We start from the raw sequence: 14,133 nt of genomic DNA, 5'->3' as shown, positions 1-14,133 counted from the left end.
AAATTTCCGGTGGAAATTATTTCGATAAATCCATCACCAACTTTGTAAAGACTTCGCCACGGTGTTCGAAATTTTTAAACATGTCGTAACTTGCACAGGCCGGAGAGAGAAGTACGCAATCGAGTGCATGCGCACTTGCTTGCGCTTTTTCAATAGCATCTGCCATGTCTGAAGCAAAAGTATAAGGAACTTTATTGGCAATGACGTTTGCTAAATCAGGAGCCGCTTCACCAATTAAAATGACGTGGCGGATGTATTTTTCCATGACGGGAATGAGAGGAGAAAAATCCGCATTTTTCCCTAAACCGCCAGCAATCAAAATCAGCTTTCCGGGAATGGTAGCTCCCAATCCAAGAATAGCAGCTTGAGTTGCTCCTACATTGGTTCCTTTGGAGTCGTTATACCACTTTACCTGCGCGCGTTCGCGTACCAATTGACACCGATGAGGTAACCCTTGGAATTCTTGCAAAACTTTTAACATTGTTTCAAACGGTAGCCCTACACCGTGCCCAATCGCAAGCGCAGCCAAAGCATTGGCATAGTAATGTTGGCCCAAAATAGGCAACTCATTAACATTTAGTAATGGCTGATTCTCAAACGCTAAGAAATCATCTTGCTTTCTAATGATTCCAAATTGCTTTGCTAATGGTTTATTGAGAGTAAAGTAAAATTTATTCTCAACTGTTTGTACATCGGTAAGGGGATCGTCCCCATTACAAACTGCAACATCACAGTGTCGATATACTTTTTGTTTGGCAGATTGATAAGCTGAAAAATCAGCATAGCGATCCATATGATCCGGTGTGATATTCAAAATGGTCGCAACTTTAGGCCGTAACGAAGCAGTCGTTTCTAATTGAAAGCTTGATAATTCAAGGACAATTAATTCAGCTTTTTCATCGGATAATAAATCGAGCGCAGGCACGCCTAAATTGCCACCCATTAAAGTGTGCAAGCCCGCCGCTTGTCCCATTTTACCGATCAGTGTAGTGACCGTACTTTTAGCATTCGTACCGGTTATTGCAACGACTGGTACGCGAACAAATTGCGCAAAAAGTTCAATATCCCCTATCACCGATTTTCCGCGCGCTAGCTGGTTTGCAATAACAGGATGGGTGAGAGGTATACCCGGACTTAAGATAATTCTATCGGCACGATTAAGAAGCGTTTCGCTCAATCCCCCAAGTGATAGAGCTATATCGGGGTAAAGATCAAGGAGTGCTGATAAGTGAGGAGGCGCATCTCGCGTATCCGTGATCGCAACATTAAAACCGCGTTCCCGTAAAAACCGCACGCAGGATAAACCCGTCGCACCAAGACCAACCACAACATGTAAATCAGAAGTTCGCATGGTTCATCATCTTAATTTAAGTGTTGCTAAACCGCATAATACTAAAACGAATGTTATAATCCAAAATCGCACAATAACACGCGGCTCAGGCCATCCTTTTAATTCAAAATGATGATGAATCGGTGCCATTTTAAAAATACGTTTACCTGTTAATTTAAAAGAGCCGACTTGCAAAATAACTGAAATCGTTTCTAAAACAAAAATGCCACTCATTACGAAAAAAACAATTTCCTGACGTACGATCACCGCAATGGTGCCAAGTGCTGCACCGAGTGCAAGAGCTCCGACATCACCCATAAAAACCTGCGCAGGATACGTATTAAACCAAAGAAACCCAAGCCCAGCCCCCACTAAGGCACCGCAAAAAACAACAATTTCCCCCGCGCCCGGCACAAAAGGGATGCCAAGGTAAGATGCGAAATTAAAATTTCCCGTGAGATAGGCGAAAATCCCCAATGCCCCGCTAATCATCACAGCTGGCATAATGGCCAATCCATCTAATCCATCGGTTAGATTAACGGCATTACTTGAGCCCACGATGACTAAATAGGTTAAGAGGATAAAGAAAGGGCCAAGGGAAAAGGTCAGATTTTTAAAAAAGGGTGTAATTAATTCGGTTTCAACAGGTAGTTTAGCGGAATAATATAAATAAAGGGCAACACCTAAACCAAGCAAGGATTGACATAAATATTTTTGACGAGCAGGCATGCCGCGGCTATCTTTTAAAACGATTTTGCGATAATCATCCCAATAACCAATGGCACCAAACCCGAGCGTAATGAATACGACTAGCCAAACATACCGATTAGATAAATCACTCCAAAGCAACGTACTGATGAGAATGCAAATGATGACCAAGGTTCCCCCCATCGTAGGGGTACCCGCTTTGCTTAAATGACTTTGTGGACCATCATGGCGTATGACTTGACCGACGCGATGGGCGCTTAATTTACGAATAATGCTAGGACCGAGAAGAAGAGATAGCGCTAAAGCGGTTAAAATACTGCAAATCGCACGCAGGGTAAGGTACTGAAATACGTGAAAAAAATGAAAATAACTGGCAAGCCAATTACTTAATGAAAGCAACATGGACTAACAATCCCCCCTAACAGGTGCGGTCTAAGTATTTTAGTGCTTGCTCAACATCATCAAACGGGATTTTCGTCTCTCCGATTAATTGATAACGTTCAGCACCCTTGCCAGCAATTAAAACACAATCTTGTCGCGATGCACATCGTATACTTTCTGCTATCGCTTTAGAGCGATCCAATTGGACGGTAACGGAGTGCCGCGCGGTAAAACCGGTTAAAATTTCTTCGGCAATAGTCTCGGGCTCTTCTGAGCGAGGATTATCATTCGTAATGATTATTTTATCTGCTAGCCGTTCAGCAACTTGAGCCATTTGAGGGCGTTTTAATTTATCTCGATCACCCCCGCAGCCAAAGACGCAAATAAGCTGACCTGAAGTGTGGGCCCGAAGCGCCATTAAGGCTTTTTCAAGTGAATCAGGCGTATGGGAATAGTCAACCACCACGAGGGGCTGATCCTTCCCGCCTAGCATCTGTAAACGACCCGCAACGGGTGCGAGTTTGCTTATTGCAGCAACAGCTTGGTTAAAAGGAATATTTTGTAAACAAAGGGCACTTAAAGCCGCCAGAGCGTTACTTAAATTAAAATCACCAATTAGCGGTAAAGTAAGTTTTCCACTTCCCCATGGAGTAATAACGTCACAACGCATTTCCGCTAAATGCCGTTCTAAGTTTTGAGTATATACTGAGGCAAATTGCGCTAAAGCAAACTGGGGTTTTTCTAAACTGTAACTGATTACGGAATTTTTATGACTTAATTCTAGCAACCACTTTTGGCCGTAAGGATCATCAGCATTAATAACCAAATGATTTATTGGCCAGGTCTCCAAAAATCTTTTTTTGACAGCCCCGTAGGCTTCCATGGTTCCGTGATAGTCTAAATGATCTTGAGTCAGGTTAGTGAAGATACCGGTGTTAAAAGTCAGATCATTAATTCGACCTTGGTCAATGCTATGCGAAGAGACTTCCATGGCAATCGCTTTACTGCCTTGATCCAATAAATCTTTCAATGTGTGCTGTAAAGAAATGGGATCAGGAGTTGTTAAACCAATATTTTTCAAGCCATTGATAAAACCGCTGCCTAGTGTCCCGATTACACCGCAAGGGGTACCCAGAGATTGTAAACTCTGCGCAATAAAGTGAGTAATGGATGTCTTACCATTGGTCCCTGTTACTCCGATCATTTGAAGTTTCTGTGCCGGATAGCCATAAAATCGCGCCGCGATCGGACCAATTTTTTCACGCAATGCCGTTAAACTAAGCAGAAGAACACCATCAACTTCTTCTACTTTATGGGTATCATCTTCCTTCAGCACGACAATTGCACCTTGTGCGATCGCTTGAGGAATATAGGTTCGCCCATCCATCTTTTCGCCTTTAATCGCGACGAATAAGGTACCAGGTGCCACGGTACGACTATCTAACGTTAAGGCTAAGATTTCGCGCGGTGGAAGATTCGAAAAAAAAGATTCAAGAAGATGGTTTAATAGCATAGGAATTTTTAACCGAATGCGATTGACCCATCATATCAGAATATTTAAGCGATGTAGCCTGTTGGCGCATAACTTATAGACCCCATGATAACTTCTTAAGAGTCCCAAAGCTCCCCTGGTTATGAATCATGGGGTACATCTAAAATACGTAAAGTTTCTTGCATCACGTTTTTAAAAATCGGACCCGCAACAGGCCCCCCATAATATTGTTTCCCTTGAGGATCATGAATGACCACAGCCACAATAACCCGTGGATGAGATAAAGGAGCAATACCAACAAAAGAAGATTCATAACGATGCTTTTGATACCCTTGCTCACCTACTAACTTTGCTGTACCTGTTTTCCCTGCAATACGATAGCCAGGAATACGAGCGGCGGTTCCCGTTCCGCCTTTATTTAAGACGGCTTCAAGAAGCTGTAACATTTCATCAGCCACTTTCTTCTTCATCACAAGTTCGCCTTGTGGCGCTTGATTTACCTTTAACAAAGTGACGGGTTTTTTTATTCCACCGTTTGCTAATACACTATAAGCACGTGCTAATTGCAGAGGGGTTACCGCTAACCCATATCCAAACCCAAGCGTAGCTAATGTAAATGCCCCCTTTGGTTTTTGTAACGAGCCGCCCTCTTCTCCTGGAAAACCAATACCCGTGATTTCACCAAAACCTACTTTGTGAAGTAAATTATACAGCTGATCAGCAGAGGAATTTAAAACAATCTTAGTTACCCCCACGTTACTAGAAATTTGTAAAATTTGAGCAATAGTCATCTCGCCATTATTTTTTCCATCACGAACAATATTGCGATCAACTCGCATATAACCTGGTGCCGTATCGATAACCGAATCAGCATTAAATTGGCCAGTTTCAAATGCACTTGCGATGCTAAACGCTTTAATTGTTGAACCGGGTTCAAATGTATCGGTAATAGCACGATTACGAAAATGAGAAGGAATCAGTTTGCCGCGATTATTAGGGTTGAAAGAGGGATAATTGACCATCGCTAACACTTCACCCGTTTCCACATCAAGCACGATTACTGAACCTGCACTTGCTTCATTGGTAAATATACCACTAAGTAATTCTCGATAAGCCATGTATTGAATACGACGATCAATACTTAAAATAAGATCATTTCCCGGTCGCTCTGCAGTATGATCAACATCTTCAATAATTCGACCCAACGGATCTTTGATAACCCATTTTTTCCCTGATGATCCGGACAACCATTGATTATAGGCAAGCTCTAATCCTTCTTGTCCTTTATCGTCAATATTAGTAAATCCGACAAGGTGAGCTGCAACTTCTGCTTCTGGATAATAACGTCGTGAAGTTTCCATAGCGTACAACCCGGGAATAGCAAGTAATTTCACTTTATTGGCTAACTGAGGGGATACACCACGTTGCAAATAACCAAATTCACGGTTTTTAATTTTATAAGTTTGACTAAGCTTTTTAATTGAAGAGGGCGATAACTTTAAAAGTGAACTTAATTTATGTAGCGATTTTGTGTCTGGAGAAAACGTTTGCGGATTAAACCAAATGGTAAAAACTTTCGTACTCACTGCCAGAGGAAAATGATTGCGATCTAAAATCATACCCCGGAAAACAGGCGTAATAATTTTCCGCAAAACCCGCTCATTACTTTGCTGCTGTAAGAAAGGTTTTTCAAAAACTACGAGATAAATGACCCTTGTAACCAAGCCTAAGACGCTCAAGGCTATTAAGCCTAAAAGAAGATAAAAGCGCCATGGAATATAGGAGGCAAATTCTCTCCTTGAACCACTCATTAGATGACAACTGAATCATTAAACTGAATCGGCAATCTTTTTAGGATCATTCGATAACCTGGATCGCGTTTTCATCAGGCATTATCATGTCTAAATTCATTTCTGCTTGATATTGAATCCGAGCTGGCATCGTTAACGTGCTATTTTCCAATAATAATTGTCGATATTCGATTTCTAAGCGATTGATGTAAGTTGAGTTGCGTTGGAAGTTAGCATGTAATAGCCGGGATTGGTGGGTAACATAAATCATCCCTATCGCAGAGCTGACTACCGCCAAGCCCAATGCCATCCATGAAAGTTTATGAAGTGAAAATATCCGTGACAAAACCAAATGACGAGATAATACATTCCGATGAACTAAGCGAGCTGCCGCGTTCATGATTGCTTCTCCGCGATTCGTAAAATGGCACTACGTGCCCTTGGATTGAGGTTAACTTCTTTCATGTTAGGTTTAATCGGTTTGCCAATAGCTTTAAATTGCGATGAAGATGTTTCTCCCTTAATCGGTAGATCACGTGGAATAAACGTATCGTTACTTTGTGATTTAATAAATTGTTTAACAATCCGATCTTCCAACGAATGAAAACTGATTACGGCTATCCGACCGCCTAGTTGTAATGCATTCAAAGTTTGCTTTAATGCACTTTCTAATTCATTTAATTCCTCATTAATCGCAATCCGAATCGCTTGGAAACTCCGGGTGGCAGGATGCTTATCGTAATTTTTTTTAAGTTTAGGTATCGCAAATTTAATGATGTCACTTAATTGCAGGGTCGTTTCAATAGGGTGTTCAGCACGTGCTAAAACAATAGCTTTAGCGACACGCCGAGAAAATTTCTCTTCACCATATTCCCATAACACATTTGCCAGTTTTTTCTCATCTACCGTCGCAATCCATTCTTTAGCTGTCATCCCCCGTGACTGATCCATGCGCATGTCGAGCGCACCTGATTTATTAAAACTAAAACCACGCTCTGGATCATCGAATTGAGGAGAGGACACGCCTAAATCAAATAAAATGCCTTGAACTTGACCGAGCAAATTTTCACGTGTTAATACTTGTTCCAATGCAGCAAAAGAAGCGTGAACGATAGAGAAACGGGGATCGTGAGCAAAATGAGTTTGAGCAAAATTGATGGCGGTTTGATCTTTATCAAACGCAATCAATCTTCCGTTTGCATTAAGACGTTTAAGAATAGCGTGCGAGTGGCTGCCGCGACCGAAGGTTGCGTCAATATAAATCCCATCAGGAGACGTGACCAATTGATCAACTGCCTCGCCCAGTAGGACTGGAATGTGTTGGTGAAAAATTTCGCTCATGTGGCACGCTGCCATAATTTTAAAAACTCCATGTGCATTACAACGAAATAGCCTTCACCTCATCAGGTAAGGAACTTACGCTTGCATCTGATTCTTCTTGCAACCAGATGGCACGACATTTTTCCCAATGCGCTTCATCCCAAAGTTCAAACTTTTTTCCTTGCCCGACTAAAACAACTTTTTTACTTAATCCTGCATATTCTCTAAGCATTGGCGGTAATAAAATCCGCCCTTGAGCATCCATATCAATATCAGTTGCATGGCCAATCAATAAACGTTGAATTCTGCGCGCCGCTGGATTGAAACTAGGAAGGGTTGCTAACTTTTTCTCAATCTCTTCCCATTCCGGCAGCGGATAAAGGAGCAAACATTTATCTTCAGTGTCGATGGTCAAGATAACGGCACTTTTGCTATCAAGTTGTAATCTTTCTCGATAACGTGATGGCATAACCATCCTGCCTTTGTTATCGATATTGATCCCGTTAATGCCACGAAACACTGCATTATCCCCCTAAAGAGAAACCCACAAGACCAAAACTTTGAAAGAAAAATAGCCGAGTAAAAAATCTAGTGAGTTAGAACAAATATACCACAAATTTCCACAATGGAACACTTTACACCACCCCTTTCCACAATCGTGATAAAAGGAAGTGCGGCTTATGCAGTAATGGAGAGCGTAGCAGAATTGATGATGGATTATAAGACATAAAGGAATGTTATGAATAAAAATGAGTCAGTCGATAAGCCGGGTTCTGTCGTGGACAATCATTTATCTGGGGCATTTGTCACCAAATGCCTCAAGCAACCTACCCAAACTCAGCGCGGGTAACGCTTTAAGTTAAATTGAATTAACTTATGAGTTCCTATTTGGTCTTGCTCCAAGCGGGGTTTACCATGCCATAAATTGTTACCAATTATGCGGTGCGCTCTTACCGCACCTTTTCACCCTTACCATGCTTTGCAGCTGGCGGTTTATTTTCTGTGGCACTTTCCGTCGGCTCGCACCGCCCAGGTGTTACCTGGCACTTTACCCATGGAGCCCGGACTTTCCTCCCACCTTAAGGTGAGCGATTGCCTAACTGACTCGGGTAGCATATTAACATTTTTTTGGTGATTTTGTAGATTTCATTAAGCCTTAAAGCTAAAGGCCCTCTTGATCGAGAGCGCTTTTATAAACGCTATTTTTTCGCTCTCCGGTAATTTGAGCTGTTAAACTTACCGCTTGTTTAAGCGGTAATTCTTTACAAAGAATCCCAAGGATTTTTTCGACAGAAAATTGCGCTGGAATAACAGGTGCAGTTTCACACCCTTTAACTAAGATAACAATTTCTCCTCGCGGCACTTTTTGTGTAAATTCCTCGACCAACTGCGTCAGCGTGCCGCGATGAAATGTTTCGTACATTTTAGTGAGTTCACGCGCAACAACCGCCTCTCGATCAGCCCCAAACACGCTTTGCATCACTTTTAGAGTAGCCAATAGTCGATGTGGGCCTTCATAAAATATCAGGGTGCCAGCACTCCCTGCTAATGTTACAAGATGCTTACGACAGGCTTCTTCTTTTGCCGGCAAAAACCCTTCGTAACGAAATTGATGACTGGGTAAACCTGAAGCACATAATGCAGTAATCACTGCACTCGGTCCTGGTATCGGCGTAACAGTCAATCCTTTTTCCCACACAGCTTGCACTAAGAGATAACCAGGATCACTTAATAATGGCGTTCCCGCATCGCTAATCAGAGCAACTTGTTTGCCTTCTTCAAGGTAAGCAATAATTTGATTTAAACGTTCTTGCTCATTCCATTCATGCAACGAGATCAGAGATTTTTTAATGGCATAGTGATTTAATAGTCGACCTGCATGACGCGTATCTTCTGCTGCAATCACATCCACGTTTTTTAATACTTCAATCGCACGAAAAGTAATGTCTTGCAAATTCCCTATCGGGGTTGCAACAACATAAAGCTGGCCATTTTTTTTATCAATCATGAGGTGCCGCATGTGGAAGTTAGGAAGACGAATCATAACGAATAGTAAAAACGTCTTACAAGCTAAACAAGCAGGTGATATTGCTGAGGAGACAGCTTTTCGCTTTCTGGTCCGAAAAGGCTTACGCTTAATTGCTAAAAATTACCGCTGTTATCAGGGGGAAATTGATTTAATAATGCACGATATTAAAGTTAACGAACTTGTATTTGTTGAAGTTCGATTTCGTAAAAATTGTGAGTATGGCGATGCCGTCGAAAGTATAGATGAGAAAAAAATAAAGCGGATCATTAAAGCTACGCATCACTTTTTGCAGTCGAAAGATTGGTTATTTAGCGTACATAGTCGGTTTGATGTGATTGCAATACATCCTATGAAGGGTAAAATGCAGATTGAATGGATTAAGTATGCTTTCTCTGAAGATGAATATGAATAGTATTGTTGAGCGCATTAAACAAAATTTTTCCGATAGTATTCAAACTAAAATAAATAGTGCGGATGCAATCCTCAATATTATTGCTGAGGCGAGCGAAGAAGTGGTACAGGCACTACTTGAAGGTCATAAAATTTTAGTCTGCGGAAATGGTGGTTCAGCTTGTGAAGCCATGCATTTCAGCTCACAAATGCTTAACCGATTTCGGCAAGAACGCCCTCCGCTTCCAGCTATCGCTTTAACTTGTGACTTACCCGCTATTACGTCAATTGCCAATGATTATCACTTTAGTGATGTATTTGCGAAACAAATACGAGCTCTGGGACAACCAGGTGATGTGTTATTAGCCATTACCACGAGCGGTAATTCTACTAATATCGTCAATGCAATCAAAGCTGCTCATGATAAACATATGAATGTCATAGCGCTTAGTGGTTTTGAAGGCGGCAAATTAAGCGATCATTTGCATGAAAAAGATATTGAAGTCCGCGTGCCTGCCTTTGACGTCGCACGAATTCAGGAAACTCATTTACTTATTATCCACTGTATTTGCGACATTGTTGAGTTTAGATTGTTTGGCCACGGAGAATGAATATGAAAAAATTTATAAAAATAATATTGTTAATGATTTGTTTACCCTTCTTTGCGCAAGGCTGTATTTTTGTTGTAGGTGCTGCTGCTGGCGCTGCTGCAATCGCAGTAGTTTATGACCATCGCACGATTGCTAATAATGTTCGTGATACGCAAATTGCAAATAAAGTGATGGACCGAATTAGAATGATTCCCGGCTTACGCAATGAAAGTCATATCGAAGCCACAGTTTTTAATCGTGTAGTTTTACTAACCGGCGAAGTGCCCAATGTAAAATGGCAACATGAAGCTGGTGAAATTGCCAAAAGCGCACCAGATGTAGAACGTGTGTTTAATCAAATTACCGTAGAAGGTCCCACGTCCACTTTAACGAGAACCAGCGATTCTTGGATTACAGCCAAAATCAAAGGTAAAATGCTTGCCAATGATGAACTTAAATCAGGCAGCATTAAGGTCGTTACGGAAAATGGCGTCGTTTATTTAATGGGAATTGTTTCTCGTCAACAAGCTAACGTTGCAGCAGAAATTGCGCGTCAAGTTTCCGGCGTTCAAAAAGTTATTAAAATTTTTCAATATAAAAATTAGATTTAATAAATCAAAATTCTGGTGTCTTACTTAAAAGTAATAGAATTAACCTATTTTTTTACACCAGAATATTTCCTAAAATTAGTTTATGTATAAATATCTTTTTTGATTCGTTTATCCGCTGTATAAGTTTGAGCCAATATAGGATTGGATAAAAAGCTTTGTATTTAAAAAACAACTTGGCTCTACTCCACAAGTTTGGTAAAAATACTGACTTTTTGTCAGATAAAAATACGTAATTATGATGATTGAAGTTAGATGGCATTTCCTAGAATAATGCATCCCAGTATAGATCTGCGTTTATAATGGGCTGGTTGGAGAATAGTCAATTTTCTAGTTTCTAATCCCTCAAGTACTCTATCAACCCTTAACGCTCGGCAGGTGAGAAGCATGAGTCAAATCTTAAACTACCCCTCCAACGATGAACAAACTGAGCAACTTAAAAGCACGATTGAAGAACAAAGAGCGGAAATTTTTCGTTTGCGTAATGTGATAGAAACTTTGCCAGGAAGTGTGTACTGGAAAGATAAAGAAGGCATCTACTTAGGATTCAATACTTATTCGTTAGAAAAAATGCAAAAAGTGGGACTTAAGACTTATAAGTATGTAAAGACCACAGAACATAAACATGTACGCGTTGGCAAAACAGACTACGATTTCTTTTCACAAAAAGTTGCAGATGAGTACAGAAAAAATGATTTAGAAGTCATGCAAAGCGGTCAGGAAATTGTAAAGGAAGAGGCAATTACACTCCCCAATGGCGAGATCCTTATTCAATTATCGAGCAAAAGCCCTTTGCGGGATGAGATGGGCAAAATAGTGGGGCTGGTCGGTAATACTGTTGATATCTCTCACTTAAAAAAAATAGAAGAAGAATTAAGAAAAGCGAAAGAAACGGCAGAAAAAGCGAATAGTATTAAAACAGAATTTATTCGGAACATGGAGCATGACATTCGGACTCCCTTTAATGGCGTTTGGGGATTGGCTAATTATCTCTGGCAACACGAAAAAGATGTGAAGAAAAAAGAATTACTTGCCCACATAACAAATTGCGCAAAAGAACTACTTGATTATTGCAATGGAATCCTAGATTATTCCAAAATTGAGCTAGGAAGCTTGCCCTTTCTAGAAAGAAAATTTAATGTACAAAAATTAATTGACAGCGTAGTCACTATAGAAGCTCCCCCTGCGAAATTAAAAGACTTAAATTTGACTTTAAATTGTGCAGATAATATTCCACAAATTTTAGTGGGAGACTCTTATCGGTTACAAAGAATTTTAATTAATTTAGTCAGCAATGCCATAAAATTTACGCAAAATGGTGAAATAAAACTTACCGTTATCCTTGCAAAACGTAGGGGTAAAAGAAGCGTTATTATGCAGTTTATTGTTGAAGATACCGGAATGGGCATCCCACAAGAAAAACAAGATTTAATTTACGAAAAATTTACCCGCATTTCACCATCCAGCAAAGGAATTTACAAAGGTATAGGGTTAGGTCTGCGCATTGTTAAGCAATTCATAGAAGAAATGGAAGGAGAAGTTGATTTAAAAAGTGAGCTCGGTAAGGGTTCGACTTTCATTTGCACCCTACCCTTCAAGTTACCCTTGCTAGATTGAATGTGGAGGAAGACAGAGCTACTACATTAAAAGGATATATTGATGCGTAATCTCAAGTATAAAATCCTCATGGTAGAAGATATAAAAGTAGCGCAAAAAGTTGCAATGTTGGTGCTCACCGACGAATTAGGCTGCAATATGGATATAGCAGAAACAGGTGCTCAAGCTTTGCAAATGGTTGCCGACAATTCCTATAGTTTGATTTTTATGGATTTAGGGTTACCAGATATAGACGGTTTAACAGTGGCGGAAACTATTAGAAAAAATGAAAAAAATAGTGATCCTGTGCCCATCATTGCGCTTACGGCCCATCGAGATGTGGGCAGTAGAGAGCGGTGTTTAGAAGCAGGCATGAACGATTTCATAGAAAAACCAATTAAGTTGGAAGATTGTTATCGCCTCTTAAAAAAGTATGCGCGTCGTAATTAGCTTACGGCTATGCGCTCATGATAATTATTTTGATTAGTTTGAAGACAAAACATGAAAAATTCAGCTCAGCGGTTTATCAAGCACAGTGGTTTTACTATTTATTATGACAATGAAGAATCTATGCAGCAAACGCTAGATGAAGTTTTCAATGATGGTTATTACTTATTTGAGAGTGCAGAAGACAGTCCTCTTATTATTGATGCAGGTAGTAATATCGGTATCGCCACTTTGTTTTTTAAAAAATATCATCCGCGAGCTCGCATTGTATGCTTTGAACCTGATCCGAATGCGTTTAGTTGCTTGAAAAAAAACGTTGCTATGAACGAATTAAAAGATGTAACACTTATTAATGCTGCGCTTTCAAAAGTAGAAGGGACCATTGATTTTTATGGACAAATTCACATGGATCACCCAGATTCGCGGGGTAATTCTATTATTGACAGCTGGGGGATCCAAAGGGAAATTTGCAATCAAATCCAAGTAAAATCTGTCAAACTCTCTTCTTACATCAATGGCCCTATTGATTTTCTTAAGTTAGACATTGAAGGTGCCGAGCAACAAGTATTAGAAGAAATCGGTAATAAACTTGATCTTATTAAAGCCATGACGCTTGAGTTTCATGAAACTGAAATGATGCGAAACATTAATGAACTCACTGAAATTAAAACGTTACTGTTACGTCATCAATTTCATTTAGACATCCACTCTAAAGATCTTGCTAATATTCTTCCCGAATCAACCCAAGCCTGGGCAAGTAAAGCAAAGCCATTCCTACACACAATCAAGGCAGTAAAAACCTAACGCAACAAATCCCCTACTTTTACTTTATTTACTGAATCCTATAAGTCGTGTCCGATACAGCCTACTTATCTCGTAATTTTTAAACTGAAACTAATGGCACAGAAATAGCCCGAATGAAATCTACTCGCCATTATTAATTTTTGAAAAATAAAAGCACCATTCCAAAAAGGAATGATGCTCTTTTAGCGTTTATAACTTATTCGACGAGCTTGAGGAAAGGTTTGGATTTGGTAACACGATCTTGAGAAGAAATTGTCTTTTCGTAATCTTCTTTAGCATATCCCTCAATACTCTTAAGCGGAACTATGGTGCGATCACTGGTGTCTTCATCGTCCGGATCAAAGAATATACCTTCACCATTCTCTTCCGCATACACAGCAAGTATGGCAGCAATTGGGGCAGAAATAATATGAATGACGCCTGAAAAGGAAGCTTTAAATTCAATAACATCATTTAGCATTTTTAAATCTCTCACTGCAACCGAAGAGATATTAAAAACGATTTCCCCACCTTCGGCATAATCCTTTGGGATTTTGCTACGCGGATGGTTGGCATCAATTACTAAAATGGGCGTACATGCGCTATCTAAAATCCATTGATAGAAAGCACGTAAAAGATACGGTCTATTTGATAGCATAATATTATCCT

The 14,133-nt window shown here is 40.2% G+C and carries 15 protein-coding genes and 1 other RNA gene; 6 read left to right on the top strand and 10 right to left on the bottom strand.

The window, feature by feature from the left end; genetic code table 11:
• Positions 1-16: 16 nt before the first annotated feature.
• The 9 genes from H0W64_00910 to rsmI form a co-directional block, all read right to left on the bottom strand.
• On the bottom strand, positions 17-1,351 hold the full coding sequence (locus H0W64_00910) for a UDP-N-acetylmuramoyl-L-alanine--D-glutamate ligase (protein ID MBA3660268.1): 1,335 nt from the start codon (positions 1,349-1,351) through the stop codon (positions 17-19).
• A gap of 6 nt (positions 1,352-1,357) precedes the next feature.
• Positions 1,358-2,440, bottom strand: a complete 1,083-nt coding sequence (locus tag H0W64_00905; protein MBA3660267.1) for a phospho-N-acetylmuramoyl-pentapeptide-transferase — start codon at positions 2,438-2,440, stop codon at positions 1,358-1,360.
• Positions 2,441-2,456: 16 nt separating this feature from the next.
• Positions 2,457-3,932 carry a UDP-N-acetylmuramoyl-L-alanyl-D-glutamate--2,6-diaminopimelate ligase gene (locus tag H0W64_00900; protein ID MBA3660266.1) on the bottom strand — a complete coding sequence of 492 codons (1,476 nt, stop codon included), beginning with the start codon at positions 3,930-3,932 and terminating at the stop codon, positions 2,457-2,459.
• A 119-nt stretch (positions 3,933-4,051) separates the two neighbouring features.
• Complete coding sequence (locus H0W64_00895) at positions 4,052-5,722, bottom strand: penicillin-binding protein 2 (GenBank protein MBA3660265.1); 1,671 nt, start codon at positions 5,720-5,722, stop codon at positions 4,052-4,054.
• A 46-nt stretch (positions 5,723-5,768) separates the two neighbouring features.
• Entirely contained in the window at positions 5,769-6,101 is a 333-nt protein-coding gene (ftsL, locus tag H0W64_00890) for a cell division protein FtsL (GenBank protein ID MBA3660264.1), read from the bottom strand.
• Positions 6,098-7,042: a 16S rRNA (cytosine(1402)-N(4))-methyltransferase RsmH gene (gene rsmH / locus H0W64_00885; protein ID MBA3660263.1), complete on the bottom strand. Its 945-nt coding sequence runs from the start codon at positions 7,040-7,042 to the stop codon at positions 6,098-6,100. Before rsmH ends, ftsL begins: the two co-directional genes overlap by 4 nt.
• A gap of 37 nt (positions 7,043-7,079) precedes the next feature.
• Positions 7,080-7,541: a division/cell wall cluster transcriptional repressor MraZ gene (gene mraZ / locus H0W64_00880; GenBank protein ID MBA3660262.1), complete on the bottom strand. Its 462-nt coding sequence runs from the start codon at positions 7,539-7,541 to the stop codon at positions 7,080-7,082.
• 226 nt (positions 7,542-7,767) lie between these two features.
• Positions 7,768-8,129, bottom strand: an RNA gene (gene rnpB / locus H0W64_00875) — RNase P RNA component class A.
• Between the two features lie 54 nt (positions 8,130-8,183).
• Positions 8,184-9,029 (bottom strand): 16S rRNA (cytidine(1402)-2'-O)-methyltransferase, encoded by an 846-nt coding sequence (gene rsmI, locus H0W64_00870; protein MBA3660261.1) that lies wholly within the window; start codon positions 9,027-9,029, stop codon positions 8,184-8,186.
• Between the two features lie 10 nt (positions 9,030-9,039).
• Between rsmI and H0W64_00865 the strand changes: the two genes are divergently transcribed.
• From H0W64_00865 to H0W64_00840, 6 genes are all read left to right on the top strand, one after another.
• Positions 9,040-9,462, top strand: coding sequence for a YraN family protein (locus tag H0W64_00865; GenBank protein ID MBA3660260.1), 423 nt, complete (start codon positions 9,040-9,042; stop codon positions 9,460-9,462).
• Positions 9,449-10,051 carry a phosphoheptose isomerase gene (locus H0W64_00860; protein MBA3660259.1) on the top strand — a complete coding sequence of 201 codons (603 nt, stop codon included), beginning with the start codon at positions 9,449-9,451 and terminating at the stop codon, positions 10,049-10,051. Before H0W64_00865 ends, H0W64_00860 begins: the two co-directional genes overlap by 14 nt.
• A 2-nt stretch (positions 10,052-10,053) precedes the next feature.
• The gene (locus tag H0W64_00855; GenBank protein ID MBA3660258.1) at positions 10,054-10,635 is read left to right on the top strand and encodes a BON domain-containing protein; all 582 of its coding nucleotides are present in this window, start codon (positions 10,054-10,056) and stop codon (positions 10,633-10,635) included.
• A 390-nt stretch (positions 10,636-11,025) separates the two neighbouring features.
• Entirely contained in the window at positions 11,026-12,255 is a 1,230-nt protein-coding gene (locus H0W64_00850) for a PAS domain-containing protein (GenBank protein ID MBA3660257.1), read from the top strand.
• Positions 12,256-12,297: 42 nt separating this feature from the next.
• A complete protein-coding gene (locus H0W64_00845; GenBank protein MBA3660256.1) occupies positions 12,298-12,684 on the top strand; it encodes a response regulator in 387 nt (128 codons plus the stop codon).
• A gap of 51 nt (positions 12,685-12,735) precedes the next feature.
• On the top strand, positions 12,736-13,485 hold the full coding sequence (locus H0W64_00840) for an FkbM family methyltransferase (GenBank protein ID MBA3660255.1): 750 nt from the start codon (positions 12,736-12,738) through the stop codon (positions 13,483-13,485).
• 196 nt (positions 13,486-13,681) lie between these two features.
• Here the strand turns inward: H0W64_00840 and H0W64_00835 are convergent, their stop codons facing one another.
• Entirely contained in the window at positions 13,682-14,122 is a 441-nt protein-coding gene (locus H0W64_00835; protein ID MBA3660254.1) for a ClpXP protease specificity-enhancing factor, read from the bottom strand.
• Positions 14,123-14,133 lie beyond the last annotated feature (11 nt).

The sequence above is a fragment of the Gammaproteobacteria bacterium genome (assembly GCA_013816845.1).
Classification (GTDB): Bacteria; Pseudomonadota; Gammaproteobacteria; order DSM-16500; family DSM-16500; genus Aquicella.
Note: the sequence above shows the minus strand (reverse complement) of the source record. Positions and strands in the feature narration are given on the sequence as shown.